The sequence below is a fragment of the Streptomyces sp. NPDC052040 genome (assembly GCF_044548405.1).
Classification (GTDB): Bacteria; Actinomycetota; Actinomycetes; order Streptomycetales; family Streptomycetaceae; genus Streptomyces.
On record NZ_JBIUBV010000021.1, the window covers coordinates 72,041 to 90,729 of the forward strand.

20 protein-coding genes are annotated in these 18,689 nt (G+C 73.2%); 12 read left to right on the forward strand and 8 right to left on the reverse strand.

What is annotated here, in order from left to right:
* Window positions 1-74 precede the first annotated feature (74 nt).
* A complete protein-coding gene (locus ACIHAA_RS29240) occupies window positions 75-647 on the forward strand; it encodes a helix-turn-helix domain-containing protein (RefSeq protein WP_399822371.1) in 573 nt (190 codons plus the stop codon).
* 99 nt (window positions 648-746) lie between these two features.
* Here ACIHAA_RS29240 and ACIHAA_RS29245 read toward each other — a convergent pair whose 3' ends face one another.
* Window positions 747-1,001: a TetR/AcrR family transcriptional regulator C-terminal domain-containing protein gene (locus ACIHAA_RS29245; RefSeq protein WP_399822373.1), complete on the reverse strand. Its 255-nt coding sequence runs from the start codon at window positions 999-1,001 to the stop codon at window positions 747-749.
* A gap of 32 nt (window positions 1,002-1,033) precedes the next feature.
* On the opposite strand from ACIHAA_RS29245, the gene ACIHAA_RS29250 reads away from it, so the two are divergent.
* Window positions 1,034-1,399, forward strand: coding sequence for a hypothetical protein (locus ACIHAA_RS29250; protein WP_399822375.1), 366 nt, complete (start codon window positions 1,034-1,036; stop codon window positions 1,397-1,399).
* Window positions 1,400-1,449: 50 nt separating this feature from the next.
* On the opposite strand, the gene ppk2 is transcribed toward ACIHAA_RS29250, so the two are convergent.
* From ppk2 to ACIHAA_RS29270, 4 genes are all read right to left on the reverse strand, one after another.
* Window positions 1,450-2,337, reverse strand: a complete 888-nt coding sequence (gene ppk2, locus ACIHAA_RS29255) for a polyphosphate kinase 2 (protein WP_399822377.1) — start codon at window positions 2,335-2,337, stop codon at window positions 1,450-1,452.
* Window positions 2,338-2,358: 21 nt separating this feature from the next.
* A complete protein-coding gene (locus ACIHAA_RS29260) occupies window positions 2,359-2,592 on the reverse strand; it encodes a hypothetical protein (protein WP_399822379.1) in 234 nt (77 codons plus the stop codon).
* Window positions 2,593-2,611: 19 nt separating this feature from the next.
* Window positions 2,612-3,766, reverse strand: coding sequence for an anion permease (locus ACIHAA_RS29265; RefSeq protein WP_399822381.1), 1,155 nt, complete (start codon window positions 3,764-3,766; stop codon window positions 2,612-2,614).
* Window positions 3,767-4,028: 262 nt separating this feature from the next.
* Complete coding sequence (locus ACIHAA_RS29270; RefSeq protein WP_399822383.1) at window positions 4,029-4,583, reverse strand: NAD(P)H-dependent oxidoreductase; 555 nt, start codon at window positions 4,581-4,583, stop codon at window positions 4,029-4,031.
* Window positions 4,584-4,752: 169 nt separating this feature from the next.
* On the opposite strand from ACIHAA_RS29270, the gene ACIHAA_RS29275 reads away from it, so the two are divergent.
* From ACIHAA_RS29275 to ACIHAA_RS29295, 5 genes are all read left to right on the forward strand, one after another.
* Entirely contained in the window at window positions 4,753-5,427 is a 675-nt protein-coding gene (locus ACIHAA_RS29275; protein ID WP_399822385.1) for a TetR/AcrR family transcriptional regulator, read from the forward strand.
* 179 nt (window positions 5,428-5,606) lie between these two features.
* Complete coding sequence (locus tag ACIHAA_RS29280) at window positions 5,607-6,617, forward strand: cation diffusion facilitator family transporter (protein ID WP_399822387.1); 1,011 nt, start codon at window positions 5,607-5,609, stop codon at window positions 6,615-6,617.
* Between the two features lie 197 nt (window positions 6,618-6,814).
* Window positions 6,815-7,270: a MarR family winged helix-turn-helix transcriptional regulator gene (locus tag ACIHAA_RS29285; protein ID WP_399822389.1), complete on the forward strand. Its 456-nt coding sequence runs from the start codon at window positions 6,815-6,817 to the stop codon at window positions 7,268-7,270.
* Window positions 7,267-8,121, forward strand: a complete 855-nt coding sequence (locus ACIHAA_RS29290; protein WP_399822391.1) for an ABC transporter ATP-binding protein — start codon at window positions 7,267-7,269, stop codon at window positions 8,119-8,121. Before ACIHAA_RS29285 ends, ACIHAA_RS29290 begins: the two co-directional genes overlap by 4 nt.
* Window positions 8,081-8,941, forward strand: coding sequence for an ABC transporter permease (locus tag ACIHAA_RS29295; protein ID WP_399822393.1), 861 nt, complete (start codon window positions 8,081-8,083; stop codon window positions 8,939-8,941). Before ACIHAA_RS29290 ends, ACIHAA_RS29295 begins: the two co-directional genes overlap by 41 nt.
* Window positions 8,942-9,019: 78 nt before the next feature.
* On the opposite strand, the gene ACIHAA_RS29300 is transcribed toward ACIHAA_RS29295, so the two are convergent.
* The gene (locus tag ACIHAA_RS29300) at window positions 9,020-9,202 is read right to left on the reverse strand and encodes a hypothetical protein (protein WP_399822395.1); all 183 of its coding nucleotides are present in this window, start codon (window positions 9,200-9,202) and stop codon (window positions 9,020-9,022) included.
* Window positions 9,203-9,635: 433 nt separating this feature from the next.
* Window positions 9,636-10,043, reverse strand: a complete 408-nt coding sequence (locus ACIHAA_RS29305) for a CoA-binding protein (RefSeq protein ID WP_399822397.1) — start codon at window positions 10,041-10,043, stop codon at window positions 9,636-9,638.
* Between the two features lie 184 nt (window positions 10,044-10,227).
* On the opposite strand from ACIHAA_RS29305, the gene ACIHAA_RS29310 reads away from it, so the two are divergent.
* Window positions 10,228-10,920 (forward strand): hypothetical protein, encoded by a 693-nt coding sequence (locus ACIHAA_RS29310; protein ID WP_399822399.1) that lies wholly within the window; start codon window positions 10,228-10,230, stop codon window positions 10,918-10,920.
* Window positions 10,917-11,459, forward strand: coding sequence for a SixA phosphatase family protein (locus tag ACIHAA_RS29315; RefSeq protein WP_399822401.1), 543 nt, complete (start codon window positions 10,917-10,919; stop codon window positions 11,457-11,459). The genes ACIHAA_RS29310 and ACIHAA_RS29315 overlap by 4 nt, the downstream gene beginning before the upstream one ends.
* A gap of 3 nt (window positions 11,460-11,462) precedes the next feature.
* Here the strand turns inward: ACIHAA_RS29315 and ACIHAA_RS29320 are convergent, their stop codons facing one another.
* The gene (locus tag ACIHAA_RS29320; protein WP_399822403.1) at window positions 11,463-13,454 is read right to left on the reverse strand and encodes an amino acid transporter; all 1,992 of its coding nucleotides are present in this window, start codon (window positions 13,452-13,454) and stop codon (window positions 11,463-11,465) included.
* A 259-nt stretch (window positions 13,455-13,713) separates the two neighbouring features.
* Here ACIHAA_RS29320 and ACIHAA_RS29325 point away from each other — a divergent pair, with 259 nt between their 5' ends.
* The 3 genes from ACIHAA_RS29325 (at window position 13,714) to ACIHAA_RS29335 (ending at window position 18,660) form a co-directional block, all read left to right on the forward strand.
* Window positions 13,714-14,352: a YigZ family protein gene (locus ACIHAA_RS29325; protein ID WP_399822405.1), complete on the forward strand. Its 639-nt coding sequence runs from the start codon at window positions 13,714-13,716 to the stop codon at window positions 14,350-14,352.
* A 122-nt stretch (window positions 14,353-14,474) separates the two neighbouring features.
* Window positions 14,475-15,635: an exonuclease SbcCD subunit D gene (locus ACIHAA_RS29330; RefSeq protein ID WP_399822407.1), complete on the forward strand. Its 1,161-nt coding sequence runs from the start codon at window positions 14,475-14,477 to the stop codon at window positions 15,633-15,635.
* Between the two features lie 31 nt (window positions 15,636-15,666).
* Complete coding sequence (locus ACIHAA_RS29335) at window positions 15,667-18,660, forward strand: AAA family ATPase (RefSeq protein ID WP_399822409.1); 2,994 nt, start codon at window positions 15,667-15,669, stop codon at window positions 18,658-18,660.
* The last annotated feature ends 29 nt before the right edge of the window (window positions 18,661-18,689 follow it).

Below are 18,689 nucleotides of genomic sequence, written 5' to 3' on the forward strand. Positions count from 1 at the left end.
CTCCGCAGTACAGTTCGGTGAACAATCAGGTGCACCACACCGTAGTTCGCCCACCCCAGCCCCTTGGACCCCACGTGTCGGATCTCGACCTGCTGACCCAGTCGCTGGCACGCAATGTGAAGCGCTGGCGTGCCGAGCGCGGCTTCACCCTGGACGCCCTCGCCGCCCGCGCCGGAGTCAGCCGCGGCATGCTCATCCAGATAGAGCAGGCCCGCACCAACCCCAGCATCGGCACGATCGTCAAGGTCGGCGACGCGCTCGGCGTCTCCGTCACCACCCTGCTCGACTACGAACAGGGCCCCCGGGTCCGGATCGTCCCCGCCGACCGGGCCGTACGCCTGTGGCACACCGAGGCGGGCAGCTACAACCGCCTCCTCGCGGGCACCGAGGCCCCCGGCCCGCTGGAGATGTGGGACTGGCGGCTGATGCCGGGGGAGCGCAGCCCCTCCGATCCGCACCCCGTCGGCACGGTGGAACTCGTCCATGTCACCGCGGGCCGGCTGACCATCACCGTGGACGGGGTGGCGTACGACGTCCCGACCGGAGCCAGCGCGTCCTTCGAGGCCGACACCCCGCACCTCTACGCCAATGACGGCGCGGTGCCCATGGAGATGGTGATGGCGGTCTCGGTGCCGCCCGTGCGCTGAGGCGCCGCCTTCGCCGCCCGCGGCGGTCCGCGGACCGCCGGTGTGGCCGCCCGGGCCGACGCCTGCGGGGCCCGCGGGGGGCCGGTCTCGCCGCCCGGGTCAACGCAGTGAGCGCAGGATGCGGCCGAGGCCGTAGTGGAAGCGGTCGTCGAAGGAGGCGTCGCCCAGGTGCTCCGCGACGCGGACGAGTGAGGGGTGGACGCCGGTGGCGAGTGCCCGCTCGAACCGCTCTCCGTCGGCGGTCGGCAGCGCCTGCTCCTCCTGGGTCAGGCCCAGCACGAAATACAGGACGGTCCAGCAGGCCCAGGCGGCCTCGCGCTCCGGCAGGCCGCCCTCCAGCAGTGCCCCGACCATGGCCTCGGCGAAGCGCAGGGTGGCCGGTTCGGGTGCGTAGGTGGCCGGAGTGCTCCCTCGAACTGGCCCGACGGCAGTCCGGCCTCTCGGTGGCCTACCCGGCCGCCGAGCGCCACCCGCTGACCGGACGGCGTGCCCCGGACCTTCCAGTGGAGGGGCGGAGCGGACTCTTCGGCCTCCTGCGCCCGGGCCGCCATGTGCTGCTGGATCTGACCGGCCGCACGGTCCTGGACGCGCCCGGCCACCGGGCGGCGCCGGACACCGGGCGCGCCGAATGGGCGGGGGTGCGCGCCGCGCTCGTCCGGCCCGACGGCCATGTGGCCTGGGCGAGCGACGAGAGCGACGACGCGGCGCTGGGCGCGGCGGCGCGCGCGGCCCTGGCCGCCACGCACCGCTGACACCGCCTCCCGGGGGCCAGGGCCTCTCGACCCCAGGCCGCCGGGCCCCCTCAGGGGGCGCTGTCGTCCTCGCCCGCCTCCAGGAGAGTGGCCGCCGCGCCCACGATGCGGGGATCGGCGGTGCCGACGACACCGGTGTCCTTGTCGGTGTAGTCGAAGCGGGCCAGAACGCTGCGCATGGCCTCGACGCGCGCCCGCTTCTTGTCGTTGCTCTTCACCACGGTCCAGGGGGCGTAACCGGTGTCCGTGGCGCGGAACATGTCGACCTTGGCGGCGGTGTAGTCCTCCCAGCGGTCCAGGGAGGCCAGGTCCATCGGGCTGAGCTTCCACTGCCGTACGGGGTCCACCTGACGGATCGTGAAGCGGGTGCGCTGCTCGCCCTGCGAGACCGAGAACCAGAACTTCACCAGATCCACGCCGTCGTCCACGAGCATCCGCTCGAACAGCGGCGCCTGGCGCATGAAGCGGCGGTACTCGTCGTCCGAGCAGAAGCCCATCACCCGCTCCACGCCCGCCCGGTTGTACCAGGACCGGTCGAACATGACGATCTCGCCCGCGGTCGGCAGATGTTCCACATAGCGCTGGAAGTACCACTGGCCGCGCTCGCGTTCGGTGGGCTTCTCCAGGGCCACCACCCGGGCGCCACGCGGATTGAGGTGCTCGGTGAAGCGCTTGATCGTGCCGCCCTTCCCGGCCGCGTCACGTCCCTCGAAGACTATGACGAGCCGACGGCCGGTCTCCTTGATCCAGCTCTGGAGCTTCAGCAGTTCGATCTGCTGGAGCCGTTTGTGCCACTCGTACTCCTTGCGCTCCATCCGGTGGTCGTAGGGGTAGTTCTCCCGCCAGGTGTCCACCGGGCTGCCGTCGGGCCCGAGCAGTACGGGGTCGTCATGGTCGGTGTGGTCGACCCGCAGGCCGTCGGTCACCAGAGGTGTCATAGCCGTCCTTCTCCCCGCTCCTCAGTGGAACTGGGGCACGATCAGATAGATCCCGTACGCGACCACGGCCGCACAGGCCAGGAAGCAGGCCCCGGCCTGAGCGACGGCAAGGCCCTGGCCGCCGCCGTCCCGCTCGTGGGCGGTCTCGGCCCGGGCCAGGCCGAGGACTCCGAGCGCGAAGACGACGACCACGGCGACGGTGGCGCCGATGCTGACCCCGGTGACCCGGCCGAGGGCGGTCCAGTCAAGGTGCATGGCTCATAATCTCCCTGGCTCAGGCGGCGCTGCCGACGCGGGTGGGCGGGGTGGCGCGGATGGTGACCTCGTGGGTCTCGTTCACATTGTTCGCGTGGACCGGGTTGCGGCGTGAGGCGGCCACGATGACGGCGGCCACGGCGGCGGCGACCAGGGCGATCACCACGGTGCCCACGGTTCCGCCGTGCTTCACGACGCCCGCGGAGACCCCGCCGACCAGGGCCGCGGACGGAAGCGTGATCAGCCAGGCGATCACCATGCGGCCCGCGGTGCCCCAGCGCACCTCGGCGAGCCTGCGGCCGAGTCCCGCACCGAGGATGCCGCCCGAGCAGACCTGGGTGGTGGAGAGCGCGAAGCCGAGGTGGGCGGAGGTCAGGATGACGGCGGTCGACGCCGCCTCGGCGGCGAAGCCCTGCGGCGACTGAATGTCCGTCAGGCCCTTGCCCATGGTGCGGATGATCCGCCAGCCGCCCAGATAGGTGCCGAGGCCGATGGCCAGACCGGCCGACGCGATCACCCATACGGGAGGCCCCGCGTCATGGCCGAGTGCGCCCGCCGAGATCAGCGTCAGTGTGATCACACCCATCGTCTTCTGGGCGTCGTTGGTGCCGTGGGCGAGCGAGACCAGCGAGGCGGAGGCGATCTGGCCGAGCCGGAAGCTCCGGTTCACCGACTCCCTGGGGGCCCGGGCGGTGATCCGGTACGCGAGATACGTGGCCAGCAAGGCCGCGAGGCCCGCCACCACGGGCGAGGCGAACGCCGGGACGAGGATCTTCTCGACCACCTGGTCGAAGTGCACTCCATGACTGCCGGCGCCGACCCAGACGGCGCCGACCAGGCCGCCGAACAGCGCGTGCGAGGAACTCGACGGGAGCCCCACGAGCCAGGTCACCAGATTCCACAGGATCGCGCCCACCAGCCCCGCGAAGATCATTCCCGGGGTCACCAGGGTGTCGTCCACGATGCCGCCCGAAATGGTCCTGGCGACCTCGGTGGACAGGAAGGCGCCCACGATGTTGAGCACACCGCTGATCAGGACTGCGGTTCTCGGCCTGAGGGCGCCGGTGGCGATGGAGGTCGCCATCGCGTTGGCGGTGTCATGGAATCCGTTCGTGAAGTCGAAGGCCAGTGCCGTGACGATCACGGCGGCCACGAGGAACGTGATGTGGTCCATCCCCCGATCAAAGCAACCGAAGGCGTATTCCCGGAGACAGCCGGGCAACGGCGGTGCGTGCGTCGCGTGGGCACGCCGGTCCCGAACTCCCTTGATCCGCGTGCCGACGGGGTGCGGAGCCGGTGCGACCGAGGGGCGGACCGCCGGAGAATGCCCCGACTGCCGCGCAACGGTGTGAACATGACGGTGGGTCAGGACACTTCGGTCCTGACCCACCGTCCGTCTTCGCCGCGGACGTGTTCCGGCGCGGCGCCCCGGGGGGTCAGGCGGCGGGAGCCGCCTGGGAGAGCTGCTCGATGACCTTGGTCAGGCCCTCGACGACCTCGGTGTCGTCCGCCGGGTGGGTCTCGGCGAAGCGGGTCACGGAGCCGGGGATGGAGAGCTTGGCTTCCTCGACGACCGCGGCACCGGCGATGCCCGCGGCCTTGCGGGTGTCGTCCTGCGCCCACACGCCGCCGTACTGGCCGAAGGCGGTGCCGACCACGGCGACCGGCTTGCCGGTCAGGGCGCCCGAGCCGTAGGGGCGGGACAGCCAGTCGATGGCGTTCTTCAGGACGGCCGGCATGGTGCCGTTGTACTCGGGCGAGAAGAGCAGCAGGGCGTCGGCCTGGGCGGCGGCGGTGCGCAGCGCGGCGGCGGCCTCCGGGGTGCTGCCCTCGACGTCGATGTCCTCGTTGTAGAAGGGCACCTGGCCCAGGCCTTCGTGCAGCACGACCTCGACGCCTTCGGGGGCGTGCTTGGCGGCCGCCTCGGCGAGCTGGCGGTTGTGGGAGCCGGCGCGAAGGCTGCCGACCAGGGCGAGGATGCGTACGGACATGGTGAAAACTCCCGGGGTGAAACGATCGGTAAGAGTGATCGGGTCACAAGCGGACCGCGACCTCAATCCGTTGAATGTTGTACCACTTTAACCGGACTGCGGTCCACTTGCTGCATCACCGTAAACGGACCAGGGTCCGTTTGTCTTCCCCGGGCGCTAATCTGGAGCCATGACCGAGCCGTTCGCGCCTTCTTCCGTGCCCCGGGACCCGGAGGTCCCGGGAGGCCCCGCGGACCTCGCCCTGCTGCCGACGGGCGGGGCGCCCCCGCTGCGCGCGGACGCCGCCCGCAACCGCACCCGGCTGCTGGAGGTCGCCGCCCGGCTCGCCGGCGAGCGCGGCATCGCCAACGTGACCATGGATGACATCGCCTGCGGGGCCGGGGTCGGCAAGGGCACCGTCTTCCGCCGCTTCGGCGACCGCACGGGTCTGCTCGTGGAGCTGCTCAGCCACCATGAGCAGCGGCTCCAGACCGCCTTCCTCTCCGGGCCCGCACCGCTCGGTCCCGGGGCGCCCCCGGCGGAGCGGCTGCACGCCTTCGGCCCCGCCGTTCTCCGTCACGAGCACGCCCACCGGGACCTCTATCTGGCGGCCCACATGGAGCCGGGGCGCCGCCGGTCCGCCCCCGCGTACCGCTTCCGGCTCGCCCATGTCCGCATGCTGCTCCGCGAGGCCCGCGCGGGCGGGGACGGCGAGCTGGTCGCCCATCTGCTGCTCGGCTATCTGGAGACGGTGCTGGTCGACCATCTGCTCACCACCCATGGGATGCCCCTGGAGCGGGTGGAGGCGGGATGGCGCGATCTGGTCGATCGCTACACGGCCCGGTGCGATCACCGCGACAGCTGAACGACCGCAGTGACCGCCGAGCCGGGCGGCTGGGCCCGGTCTTCGGCGCTCCGGCGTTTATGCAGGTCAGAGGCGTACTATCGGAGATGACAACGGTCACCGATGCAGCCTTTGCCCCAGAGTGCCGCAATGCGTTTCACTGCGGTGAGGCACCCGATGCGCGGGGGAAGGCGGAGCAGATGAGCGACCACGGTCATGAGCACGGCCCGGGGGGCCACGCGGGACACTCCCACGGTGTGTCGGCGGACGCCGACCGCCGCTGGCTGGGTGCGGCACTCACCCTGATCACCGTGTTCATGGCGGCCGAGGTGACAGTCGGCATCCTCGCGCGGTCCCTGGCCCTGATCTCCGACGCGGCCCATATGCTCACCGATGCCGCGTCCATCGTGCTGGCCCTGGTCGCGATGCGGCTCGCCGCCCGCCCGGCCCGCGGTGGCTACACCTACGGCCTCAAGCGCGCCGAGATCCTCTCCGCCCAGGTGAACGGGCTCACCCTGCTGCTGCTCGGAGCCTGGCTGGCCTTCGAGGCCGTACGGCGGCTGATCACCCCGTCCGAGGTCGCGGGCGGCCCCATGCTGATCACCGCGCTCGCCGGAATCCTGGTGAACGTGGCCGCCGCCTGGTGCATCTCCCGGGCCAACCGCACCTCCCTCAATGTGGAGGGCGCCTACCAGCATGTTCTGAACGACCTGTTCGCCTTCATCGGCACCGCCGTCGCCGCGCTCGTGGTCCTGCTGACCGGCTTCGAACGCGCCGACCCCATCGCCACCCTGGTGGTCGTCGCGCTGATGGCGAAGGCCGGGTACGGGCTGCTGCGGGACTCGGGCCGCATCTTCCTGGAGGCCGCACCGGCCGATGTCGACCCCGATGCCCTCGGTGACCGGCTCGTCGCCCGGCCCGAGGTCGTCGAGGTCCACGACCTGCACGTCTGGCAGATCACTTCCGGTCAGGCCGCGCTGTCCGCGCACATCCTGGTGGAGCCCGGCGGCGACTGCCACGCGGTCCGCCGGGACCTGGAGGACGTGCTGCACCACGAGTACGCCATCACCCACACCACCCTCCAGGTCGACCACGCCCCCGAGCGGGTCCTCCAGGTGGCGCTGCCGGGCGACCTCCGGCCGGCGGACGGCTCCGGGCACTGCGAGGCCCCGCACGGCCCGGTGCACCGCGAGGAGCCGCACCACCACTGAGGCGGCGGGCCGGGCGGGCGCGCTCCGCGCGAACGGCAGAGGACGTGGCAGGGACGGCGGGCGTACGTCGTCCCCTGCCGTCCCGGACGTATGCCGCCCAGCCGTGCGGACCTGCGCCGCAAGACCTTTATCCCGTGCAGCACCCCTCTTGACCGTCCCTTTCCCCGATACCTCTGACACAGAGCTAATCTCGTGGTGTGGAATCCGAGAAGTTCGCCGACGAGCTGGCCGCCGCCCTGGTGGCGGTGCAGCGGCTGATCCGCCGACGGCTGCGCAGGGGGACCGGCGCCCCGCGTCTGCGCGGCGCCGAGGTCGAGCTGTTGCGCCTGGTCACGGCGCGGCCGGGCATCGGTGTGTCGGACGCCGCCAAGGAGTTGTATCTGGCGGGGAACTCGGTCTCCACGCTGGTCAACCAGCTGGTGCGGAACGGCTACCTGGTCCGCGAGACGGATCCGGCCGACCGGCGGGCCGCGCGGCTGCTGCCCACCGAGGCGGCCGAGGCACGGCTGCGGGACTGGCGCGAGCGGCGCGCGGCGCTCGTACGGCGTCAGATCGCCCACCTCGACGACGAGGACCGCAAGGCACTGGAAGCGGCCCTTCCGGCCCTGCGCAAGCTGGCGGAGAACCTGCACGAGGAGGCCGAGGAGACATGACGGGCAAGACGACGGTCGGCGAGGCGCCCGCGGTGGACGCCGTCAGCTGCGCGGGACTCCACTACTCCTTCGGGGAGACCACCGCGGTCGACGGGCTGGACCTCGCGGTCCGCGACGGTGAGGTGTTCGGGCTGCTCGGGCCGAACGGCGCGGGCAAGACCACCGCGATCCGCTGTATCACCACGCTGCTCCCGGTCCCGGCGGGCATGGTCCATGTCTTCGGCCATGACACCGCCCGTGAGCGCATGTCGGTGCGGCGACTGCTGGGCTATGTGCCGCAGCAGCTCTCCGCCGACTCCGGGCTCACCGGCCGGGAGAACGTGGCCCTGTTCGCCCGGGTCTTCGATGTCTCCCGCCGCGAGCGGGCCCAGCGGGTCGAGCAGGCCCTCGCGGCCGTCGACCTGACCGACGCGGCCGACCGGCTGGCGAAGACGTACTCCGGCGGCATGGTCCGGCGGCTGGAGCTGGCCCAGGCGCTGGTCAGCGCTCCCCGGCTGCTGATCCTGGACGAGCCGACCATCGGCCTCGACCCGATCGCCCGGACCAATGTCTGGGAGCACATCAACGCCGTCCGCGCCGCCACCGGCATGACCGTCCTCGTCACCACCCACTACATGGACGAGGCCGACCAGTACTGCGACCGGGTCGCCCTGATGCACCGCGGCCGTATCCGCGCCCTCGGCACCCCCGCCGAACTGCGGAACGGTCTGCGCGAGCGGCTCGGCGCCGATGGACCGCTGCCGACGCTGGAGGACGTCTTCCGCGACGTCGCCGGCAGCGGCCTCGACGACCAGTCAGGAGACTTCCGCGATGTCCGAAGCACCCGCCGCACCGCGTCCCGCGTCGGCTGACCGCACCGCCCGGCCGGACCTCGGTCTGCTGCTGACCCCGCCCCGGGCACGCACCGGCTGGAAGGTGCTGCCCGCCAGGGTCGTGGCGATGTGCGCGGTCGAGTTGCAGAAGCTGCGCCACGACCGCACCGAGCTGTACACCCGCGCGGTCCAGCCCGCGCTGTGGCTGCTGATCTTCGGCGAGACGTTCACCCGTATCAAGGCGATCCCGACCGGCAACGTCCCGTATCTCGACTATCTCGCGCCCGGCATCATCGCCCAGTCCGCGATGTTCATCGCCATCTTCTACGGCATCATGATCATCTGGGAGCGGGACGCGGGCATCCTGACGAAGCTGCTGGTCACCCCCACGCCACGGACGGCACTCATCACCGGCAAGGCGTTCGCCGCCGGGGTGAAGGCGCTGATCCAGGCGCTGGTGGTGGTCGTGATCGCGGCGCTGCTCGGCGTCGCGCTGACCTGGAACCCGCTCAAGCTCCTCGGTGTGGCGGTGGCCGTCGTCCTCGGCTCGGCCTTCTTCTCCTGCCTGTCCATGACCATCGCGGGCATCGTCCTCACCCGCGACCGGCTGATGGGCATCGGCCAGGCGATCACCATGCCGCTCTTCTTCGGCTCCAACGCCCTCTACCCGGTGGCCGTCATGCCCGGCTGGCTCCAGACGGTCAGCCGGATCAACCCCCTGAGCTACCAGGTCGACGCCCTGCGCGGCCTGCTCCTCGGCACGCCCTCCCATCTGCCGCTCGACTTCGGCGTGCTGGTGGTGGCCGCGGCCCTGGGCATCACCTCGGCCTCCTCGCTGCTGGCGCGGCTGGCCCGCTGACCCTCACCACCGCCGACGGGCCCCGGCCCCCTCTCCCCAGGGGGGCCGGGGCCTACCCGGCGTACTCAAGGGGCCGTTTCATCTCCTCTTCCAGAACGCCATCAGATCCGCCAGGGCCCTGATGATCTCCGGACGCTCCGACGCCGCCGCCTGGCGCAGACTGATCACGAGCGCCAGGAGGATCATGATCACGAAAAGGGCGACGACATAGAGGAAGAGCTGCGGAGCAACTCCGGCCATCTGCTCGACCACGGCCCACATAGTGCCTCCCGGACGGTCCCGGCCGCTGTTTCCGGGAGACGTCACCGCAGTGCGAGGACCTCCACGGAAGCAGGCGGACGCCTGTCATCACGCAGCGCCCGCCGACTGCGAACCATGACCGCGTGGTACCGGGAGGGGAAGGCGGACCCGAACCGGGGGATCCGGACCGAGGGCGCCTTCCGCTGCCCGGTCGGCACGGTGTGGGGCGGCGCCCGTCCATCGAGAGGCCCGGCGCCACTACCGTGCTGTGCTGCTCCGCGCGTTCGGCGGGGACGGCGTCATCGAGTCCGGCGAGTTCGGCGCCCGGTTCGGCTGCCGTCTCGTCGATGCCGACGGCGACGGGGCGGAATCCTCGTCGCCGCCTGACCAGTTACTTGTCGGTATCAACGGTATCCGCGAGGCGCACGCGAACACGCCTGACCCGCGCATACGTTCACCCCAGGGACGGAATCTCGATGGCCGGGCAGCGGTCCATCACCATCTCCAGACCGGCCGTCCGGGTGCGCACGTACGCCTCCTCGTCGATCACGCCCAGCTGGAACCAGACGGCCTGGGCGCCGATCGCGGCGGCCTGATCGGCCACCGGTCCCGCCAGCTCGCTGTTGACGAAGACGTCGACGACATCGACCGGGAAGGGAATCGCGTCCAGGGAGGGGTACCCCTGCTCGCCGTGGACCGTCTCCGCCTTGGGATGGACCGGCACGATCCGCTTGCCGTAGCGCTGGAGGACCTCGGCGACCCGGTACGCGGCACGGCCCTCGTTCCCGGACAGGCCGACGATCGCCCAGGTGTCGCCCAGCTCGGTGAGGATCGTGCGGATCGTTGCTGAGTCGCCGTACACGGCCGTCTCCCTCGGGTCGCGCGACACGGTGACCCCGCGCCGTCTGCTGAGGGGCAACAGCGGGGCGGACGGGGGGATTCCCCGTCCGGGACGGCCCCCAACGGCCGTACCGCGGGCGGCGCCCCGCATCCGGAACGGGCCCCACCTCCCCGCCACGGGCCCCGTGTCCGCCTACGCTCGCCCCGTGCTCCGTATCATCGACGCCCGCACCGGCGAGCCCATCGACGTCCGCCCCGGCCTGGTCCGTGTCCACGTCCATGTCACCGGGGCCGGGACCTCGGCCCTGCGGGTGCTGCTCGTGGCCGATGTGCTGGCCCGCGCCCTGGAGATGGCGGGAATGCCCGTGGTCACGGTCGCCGCCCCGTGTGCCGCGCTCCAGGAACGCGCCCAGGCCCTCGGCATCCGCCCGGCGGAACCGGACAGCCCCGGCCCCGGCCGGGCCCTGCATGTCGTCGGAACGGAGCACGCCGCACCCGAGGGCGCGCGCATCGAGGTCGCCCCGGCGGGCGGACCCGCCGAGACCGCGGACGCCCCCTGCTCGCCGTCCGCACTGCGCCTGGCCCTGCTCTGGCGCCCCCGCGGCAGGCCCCTCGCCCTCGACCCGGTCGCCCTGAGCGAGGCGCGCGATACGCTCGGCCGCTGGCGCGCGGCCGTGGCCGGGTGGGCGACCCACCCTTCGCGGCCCGTGCCCGAGGACGTACGGCAGGAGCTGCGCGCCGCCTGGGAGAACGACCTCGACGTACCGGCCGTCCTGAGGGTGCTGGAGCGGGTGGAGCTCGACGACGGCCTGCCCGAGGGGGCACGCTTCGAGACCTACGCCTACGCCGACCGCCTGCTCGGACTGGGCCTCGCCCGCGAGATCGGGACCCTGGCGTGATCACCCGCGCGGGAACGGGCCCGCTGCGCAGACTGGTGGTCCTGCGGCACGCCAAGTCCGCCTGGCCCGAGGACGTCGACGACCACGACCGGCCCCTCGCGCCCCGCGGCCGCCGGGACGCCCCGGCCGTCGGCCACGCCCTCGCCGAGGCCGACTGCCTGCCCGACCTCGCGCTGTGTTCCACCGCTCTGCGCGCCCGCCAGACCTGGCAGCTCGCCTCGGCCCAGTGGGGCACCCCGCCGCCCGTGCGGTTCGACCCCCGGCTCTACGCCGCCGATGTGCCCGGACTGCTGGAGGTCGTCCACGAGGTGGCCGCCGAGGTGGAGACGCTGCTGCTGGTCGGACACAACCCGGAACTCGCCGATCTGGTGCTCGCCCTCGCCGGACAGGGGCTCGACGACACCCTGGAGCGGGTCGGCACCAAGTTCCCCACCGCGGCGATCGCCGTGCTCGCCGCCCACGGCGCCACCTGGCAGGCCCTCGCCCCCGGCCGGGCCCTCCTGACGGAGATGACCGTGCCGAGGGGTGTGAAGGGCTGACCGCTATCCGACGTGGACCCGCGGGCGGCGCTCCGGGTCGGGTTCGGCGCGCCGCAGCACCTCGCGGGTGACCGGGGCGACCTCCCCGTCGCCGAACACCAGGAAGCGCAGCAGATGGCTGAAGGGGGCGCCCTCGGTCCAGTTGAAGTAGGCGTGCGGCACCTCGCCGGTGCGCTCGCGCAGCTCCATCAGCACGGCCGCGAGGGTGTTGGGCACGGTGGCTCCCGACACCCGCAGCCTGCGCACCCCGTACTTCTCGTCGCCGTGCACCGTCAGATCGGTGGTGAAGTCCGAGGAGTCGTGGACGAAGGCCTCCAGGAAGAGCACCGGGCGCCCGTCCGGGATATGGGTCTGCTCGCGCTGGCTGTACTCCTTGGCGCGGTACTCCCGGCGGCTGTGCTCCTGGGGCTCGTTGGCGATCAGCCGCAGCGGGCCGTGCGCGGCCGCCTCCTCGATGAAGCGGGTCGCCGCCTCGTCGAAGGTGACGGTCGCGGCCCGCAGCTCGAAGGCGCGGTGCACCCGGGAGGCGAACGAGGTGACCAGGATCGCCAGGATGAAGATCAGCGCGATCTTGAGGCCGTCGGGGCGCTCGATCACATTGGTGATGAGGGTGTAGGTGAAGACGGCGGTGATCGCCCCGAAGCCCACGGCAGCGGCCCGGTGGCCGCGCCGGTGCACGGCGACCGTGGAGGCGAAGGCCGCGGAGAGCATCAGCACCAGCACGCCCGTCGCATACGCGCCGCTCTGGGCGTCGACATCGGCGTGGAACCACAGGGTGATCAGCACGGCGGCCACCATGAAGACCAGGACCAGCGGGCGGACGGCCCGCGTCCACTCCGGGGCCATGCCGTAGCGCGGCAGATAGCGGGGCACCAGGTTGAGCAGCCCGGCCATGGCGGAGGCGCCCGCGAACCAGAGGATCGCGATGGTCGCCACGTCGTAGACGGTGCCGAAGGCGCCGCCCAGGTGCTCATGGGCGAGATACGCCAGCGCGCGCCCGTTGGCGGGCCCGCCGTTCTTGAAGGCGCTCTGGGGGATCAGGATCGTGGTCGCCAGGCTCGACAGCAGCAGCAGGCAGCTCATGATCACGGCCGCCGTGGTGAGCAGCTTGCGGGTGTCGCGCACCCGCCCGGCCGGGTCCCGGTAGGTGTCCGACGCGTCGCCCCTGATCTGCGGCATCACCGCCACACCCGTCTCGAAGCCGGACATGCCGAGCGCCAGCTTGGGGAAGACCAGCAGCGCCACCCCGATCATCGCGAGGGGCGAGGAGTGCTGGGTGGTCATGGCGTCCGTCCAGTCGCCGATCTTCACCGGGTGGCTGAGCACCTCCCAGACGGCGACCGCCAGCACGACCAGATTGAGGCTCAGATAGGTGGCGACCAGCGTCACCGCGATGCCGATGGCCTCCTTGAAGCCCTTCAGGAAGACGGCGCCGAGCGCGGCGAGCAGAAACAGCGTGATCCAGGTGTTGGCGCCGTCCGCCCAGTGCGGGGCGAACGGGTTCTCCACGACGTGCGCGGCGGCGTCCGCGGCCGACAGGGTCATCGTGATCATGAAGTCCGTGGCCGCGAAGCCCAGGAGCACCAGCACCAGGATCTTCCCCGCCCACCACGGCAACAGCCGCTCCAGCATGGCGATCGAGCCCTCGCCGTGCGGGCTCTCGTGCGCCACCCGGCGGTAGACGGGGAGGGCGCCGAGCAGGGTCAGCGCGATCAGCACGAGCGTCGCGAGCGGTGACAGCAGACCGGCGGCGAGGGCGGCGATACCGGGCTGGTAGCCGAGGGTGGAGAAGTAGTCCACGCCCGTCAGGCACATGACGCGCCACCAGGTGTGCCCCTGGTGCTCGGCGTCCGGGGTGGCGTGCGGGCCGGGATGCCGGGCGGTCCGTTCGCTCAGGCCGTCCAGAAGCCAGGCCCGCCAGCGGACCGTGGCGGCGGAGGGCGGCCCATGGCCGGGGTCGGCGGCGTCCGGACTCTCCACCTGGGTGCCGGTCATACTTCGCTCTCCTGATGTGTGCTCGGGTGGCTCTGGGGGGCCGCTGCTGCGGCCACGGTCCCGGACGGCCCGGAACTCGGCAACGACCAGCGAGTATCCAACAAAGGGCAGTGTGCCCGGGCGCTCGGGCCCGGACGCGCCGCGGCGAGGACGAACCGGATGAGACGTACGGCACACCTGCCTCCCTGCCCCCGGCTGTCCCGCGGGGCCTTCGCCGCCCGCGTACGGCGCGGGTCCGAGGGCCGCATAGGCTGGCGTGATGCAGGACGAGTACCGCACCGTCGCCCGCGCGGGCGTGCACGAGACCGAGGTCAACCGCTCCCGTTTCCTGTGCGCCCTCGCCCCGGCCGCCACCGAGCAGGAGGCGCAGGACTTCGTCGCCGCCGTCCGCCGGGAGCACGCCGCCGCCACCCACAACTGCTACGCCTACGTCATCGGAGCCGACGCCGCGGTCCAGAAGGCGAGCGACGACGGCGAACCGGGCGGCACCGCGGGCGTCCCCATGCTCCAGATGCTGCTGCGCCGCGACATGCGGTACGTCGTCGCCGTCGTCACCCGCTACTACGGCGGCGTGAAGCTCGGCGCGGGCGGACTGATCAGGGCCTACGGGGGAGCGGTCGGCGAGGCCCTGGACACCGTCGGCACCCTCACCCGCCGCCGCTACCGGCTCGCCACGGTGACCGTGGACCACCAGCGTGCGGGCAAGGTGCAGAACGACCTCAGGGCGACCGGCCGTGAGGTGCGCGGCGTGCGCTACGGCGAGGCCGTCACCCTGGAGGTCGCCCTGCCCGACACCGAGGTCGACGCCTTCCGGGCCTGGCTCGCGGACCTCACCGCGGGCACCGCCGCCTTCGAACCGGGCGGCGAGGCGTACGGCGACGCGGACACGGGCCGCTGAGGGGCACGGGACATGGACACACGGTCCGTCGACCACACGGTGACACGGGCGGAGGGCGAGGGGCCGGCCGGAACGGGCATGGCCGCCCGTACTGTCGGACCCGGCCGTTAGTCTCGGGGATCATGAGGCTGCTGCACACTTCCGACTGGCACCTGGGCCGGGCGTTCCACCGGGTGAACATGCTCGACGCCCAGGCCGCCTTCGTCGACCACCTCGTCGCGACCGTCCGCGAGCGCGAGGCCGACGCCGTGGTCGTGTCGGGGGACGTCTACGACCGGGCGGTGCCGCCGCTGGCCGCGGTCGAGCTGTTCGACGACGCCCTGCACCGCCTCGCCGACCTCGGCGTGCCCACGGTGATGATCTCCGGGAACCACGACTCGGCGCGCCGCCTCGGCGTCGGGGCGGGCCTCCTCGACCGCGCGGGCATCCACCTGCGGACCGAGCCCGCCGCCTGCGGGACCCCGGTGGTGCTTGCGGACGCCCAAGGGGACGTCGCCTTCTACGGGCTGCCCTATCTTGAACCGGCCCTGGTCAAGGACGAGTTCTGTGTGACCGGAGCGGGCCACGAGGCGGTCCTCGCGGCCGCCATGGACCGGGTGCGCGCCGACCTCGCCGCCCGCCCGGCCGGCACCCGCTCCGTCGTCCTCGCCCATGCCTTCGTCACCGGCGGCGAACCCAGCGACAGCGAGCGGGACATCACCGTCGGCGGGGTCGCCGCGGTGCCCGCGGCCGTCTTCGCCGGGGTGGACTACGCGGCCCTGGGCCATCTGCACGGCTGCCAGACCATCACCGAACGGGTGCGCTACTCCGGCTCCCCGCTGCCGTACTCCTTCTCCGAAGCCCGTCACCGCAAGAGCATGTGGCTCGTCGACCTCGGCGCCGACGGCTCGGTGACCGCGGACCGCGTCGACTGCCCGGTGCCGCGCCCGCTCGCCCGGATCCGCGGCGCGCTGGAGGAGCTCCTCGCGGACCCGGAGCTGGCGGTGCACGAGGAGGCCTGGGTGGAGGCGACGCTCACCGACCCGGTGCGTCCCGCCGAGCCGATGGCCCGGCTCTCCGCGCGCTTCCCGCACACCCTCAGCCTGGTCTTCGACCCCGAGCGCGCCCCCGAGGACCCCGCCGCGTCGTATGCGCGGAGGCTGGCGGGCCGCTCCGAGCAGCAGATCGCCGAGGACTTCGTGGCCCATGTGCGCGGCGCGGGCCCCGACGACCGGGAGCGGGCGGTGCTGCACGACGCCTTCGACGCGGTGCGCGCCGACGACACCGTGCGGGAGGCCGTATGACCCCGCACACCCGGGACACGGAGGGCGCCCTGTGAGGCTGCACCGGCTCGACATCACCGCCTTCGGGCCCTTCGGCGACACCCAGCGCGTGGATTTCGACGCGCTGTCCGCCGCCGGGCTGTTCCTGCTGCACGGACCCACCGGAGCGGGCAAGACCTCGGTCCTGGACGCCGTGTGCTACGCGCTCTACGGCGCCGTCCCCGGCGCCCGGCAGAACGGCCAGGGCCTCACCCTGCGCAGTGACCACGCCGCACCGGGCACCCGCACCGGCGTCCGGCTCGAACTCACCGTCGCCGGGCGCCGGTTGGAGATCACCCGGCAGCCGCCGTGGGAGCGCCCCAAGAAGCGCGGCACCGGTACGACGACCGACAAGGCACAGACCTGGCTGCGCGAGTACGACGCCGCCGTCGGCGCCTGGAAGGACCTCAGCCGCTCCCACCAGGAGATCGGCGAGGAGATCACCCAACTGCTCGGGATGAGCCGGGAGCAGTTCTGCCAGGTCGTCCTTCTGCCCCAGGGCGACTTCGCCCGCTTTCTGCGCGCCGACGCCGAGGCCCGCGGCAAACTGCTCGGCCGCCTCTTCGACACCCGCCGCTTCGCCGAGGTCGAGAAGCGCCTCGCCGAGCGGCGCCGGACCACCGAGGCCGAAGTGCGCTCGGGTGACGCCGAGCTGCTCGCCGACGCACACCGGATGCAGCAGGCCGCGGGCGAGGCCGTGCCCCTGCCGAGCCTCGCGCCGGGCGACCCGGGCCTGGCCGCCGCGGTCCTCGGCTGGGCCGCCGTCGCCCGCAGCTCCGCCCGTGAGCGGCTGACCGTCGCGGACTGCGCCCGGAGCGCCGCCGAGTCGGCGCGGGCCGCCGCCGAGCGCGCCCTCGGCGCCGTACGCGAACGGGCCCGGCTCCAGCGCCGGTTCGCCGAGGCCCGGGAGCGTGCGGCCCAGCTCGAACAGCGGGCCGAAGCCCACCGGGAGGCGCTGGCCCGCATGGAGCGTTCCCGGAAGGCCGAGGCGGTGGCACCCGCCCTGGAACTGCGGGAGGCCGCAGAGGCCGGGCACCGGCGCGCCGCCGCGGCCGAGGCGCAGACCCGGGGCCTGCTCCCGGACACCTACGGCGACGCGGGCCCGCCCGGACTCGCCGCCGCCGCCCGCCGGGCCGCCGAGGAACTGGGCGGTCTGGAGTCGGCCCGCCGCGCCGAACGCCGCCTGGCCGCGATCACCGCCGAACGCGCCGCTCTGGACCGCGAGGAGCGCGCCGACGAGGCGGTCCGCCAGGACGCCGGGGACTGGCTCGCCGAGTGGGAGGAGACCCGCGCGGGCCTCCAGGCCGCGATCGACGCCGCCCAGGAGGACGCCGCCCGCGCCGAACAGCTGGCGGTGCAGCGCGAACCCGCCCGCGCGCGGCTGGACGCGGCCCGCGAGCGGGACCGGCTGGCCCAGGAGGCCGACGCCGCCCGGGACCGCGCACTCGCCGCCCGGGAGCACGCGACCGCGGCCCATGAACACTGGCTCGACCTCAAGGAGCAGCGCCTCACGGGCATCGCCGCCGAACTCGCCGGGCGGCTCACCGAGGGCGAGCCCTGCGCCGTCTGCGGAGCGACGGACCACCCCGCGCCCGCGCGCAAGGTCGCCGGACATGTCGGCCGGGAGGCCGAGGAGCGCGCCCTCGCCGCCCACCGCCGGGCCGAGGAGCAACGCGCCGAGGACGAACGGCACCTGGGTTCCGTACGGGAGGCACTGGCCGCCGCCACCGCCGAGGCCGGTGACGCACCGGTCGCCGAACTGGCCTCCCGCGCCCAGGAGACGGAACGGCGCTATGCCGCCGCCCGGGAGGGCGCCTCCCGGCTGCACCCGGCGCAGGAGGACCTGCGCCGGGCCGGACAGGAGCGGGAGCGGCGCGCTGCGGCCCGTCAGGACGCCGCCGTGCGCGCCGCCGCCCGGGCTTCACGGCGGGACACCCTGGAGCGTGAACGGGCTTCACTGGAAGAGGAGTTGACGCGCGCCCGGGGTGACGCCGAGAGCGTGGCGGCGCGCGCCGCACAGCTGGAGCGCCGGGCCGCCCTGCTCACCGGGGCGGCCGACGCGGCCCGCGTGGCCGAGGACGCCGCCCAGCGGCTCAAGGAGGCGGACGCGCGCCTCGCCGATGCCGCCTTCCGCGCCGGGTTCGACACCCCGGCGGCCGCGGCCGCCGCGCTCCTGGACGACGCGGCCCACCGCGAGCTGCAACGACGGCTGGACGCCTGGCAGCAGGAACAGGCCGCCGTACGCGCGGTGCTGGCCGAGGAGGACACGGCCGCCGCCGCACAGCAGCCGCGCGCCGACCTCGCCGCGGCCGAGCACACCGCCGCCGACGCGGCCCGGCGGCTCCAGGAAGCAGCCTCCGCACTCGACGCGGCGAACCGCCGCTGCGCCGAACTCGACCGGCTGTCCGCCCGGGCCACCGCCTCGGTGCGGCGGCTCGCGCCGCTGCGCGAGGAGCACGGCAGGGTGGCCCGGCTTGCGTCCCTGACGGCCGGGACCTCCGCCGACAACGAGCGCAGAATGCGCCTGGAGTCGTATGTGCTCGCCGCCCGGCTCGAACAGGTCGCGGCCGCCGCGACCGTACGGCTGCGGCGGATGTCCGCCGACCGCTACACCCTCGTCCATTCCGACGACCGCTCCGGACGCGGCCGCAGCGGGCTCGGCCTCCATGTCGTCGACGCCTGGACCGGCCGCGAACGGGACACCGCGACCCTCTCCGGCGGCGAGACCTTCTTCGCCTCCCTCGCGCTCGCCCTGGGCCTCGCGGACGTGGTCACCGACGAGACGGGCGGGGTCCGTCTGGACACCCTCTTCATCGACGAGGGCTTCGGCAGCCTCGACGACCAGACCCTGGACGAGGTGCTGGACGTGCTGGACTCGCTGCGGGAGCGGGACCGCAGCGTGGGCATCGTCAGCCATGTCGGGGACCTGCGGCGGCGGATCCACGCACAGCTGGAGCTGGTCAAGGGCAGGACGGGATCGGCCGTACGGCAGCGGGGAACCGGCTGAGACGGGGATCCCCGGCGCACCAACGGGTG

Excerpts from the sequence above, each read along its gene's own strand:
- ACIHAA_RS29245 (WP_399822373.1), bottom strand. The coding sequence starts at position 1,001 with ATGGTCGGGGCACTGCTGGAGGGCGGCCTGCCGGAGCGCGAGGCCGCC.
- ppk2 (WP_399822377.1), bottom strand. The coding sequence starts at position 2,337 with ATGACACCTCTGGTGACCGACGGCCTGCGGGTCGACCACACCGACCAT.
- ACIHAA_RS29260 (WP_399822379.1), bottom strand. The coding sequence starts at position 2,592 with ATGCACCTTGACTGGACCGCCCTCGGCCGGGTCACCGGGGTCAGCATC.
- ACIHAA_RS29265 (WP_399822381.1), bottom strand. The coding sequence starts at position 3,766 with ATGGACCACATCACGTTCCTCGTGGCCGCCGTGATCGTCACGGCACTG.
- ACIHAA_RS29270 (WP_399822383.1), bottom strand. The coding sequence starts at position 4,583 with ATGTCCGTACGCATCCTCGCCCTGGTCGGCAGCCTTCGCGCCGGCTCC.
- ACIHAA_RS29275 (WP_399822385.1), top strand. The coding sequence starts at position 4,753 with ATGACCGAGCCGTTCGCGCCTTCTTCCGTGCCCCGGGACCCGGAGGTC.
- ACIHAA_RS29280 (WP_399822387.1), top strand. The coding sequence starts at position 5,607 with ATGAGCGACCACGGTCATGAGCACGGCCCGGGGGGCCACGCGGGACAC.
- ACIHAA_RS29290 (WP_399822391.1), top strand. The coding sequence starts at position 7,267 with ATGACGGGCAAGACGACGGTCGGCGAGGCGCCCGCGGTGGACGCCGTC.
- ACIHAA_RS29295 (WP_399822393.1), top strand. The coding sequence starts at position 8,081 with ATGTCCGAAGCACCCGCCGCACCGCGTCCCGCGTCGGCTGACCGCACC.
- ACIHAA_RS29300 (WP_399822395.1), bottom strand. The coding sequence starts at position 9,202 with ATGTGGGCCGTGGTCGAGCAGATGGCCGGAGTTGCTCCGCAGCTCTTC.
- ACIHAA_RS29320 (WP_399822403.1), bottom strand. The coding sequence starts at position 13,454 with ATGACCGGCACCCAGGTGGAGAGTCCGGACGCCGCCGACCCCGGCCAT.
- ACIHAA_RS29325 (WP_399822405.1), top strand. The coding sequence starts at position 13,714 with ATGCAGGACGAGTACCGCACCGTCGCCCGCGCGGGCGTGCACGAGACC.
- ACIHAA_RS29330 (WP_399822407.1), top strand. The coding sequence starts at position 14,475 with ATGAGGCTGCTGCACACTTCCGACTGGCACCTGGGCCGGGCGTTCCAC.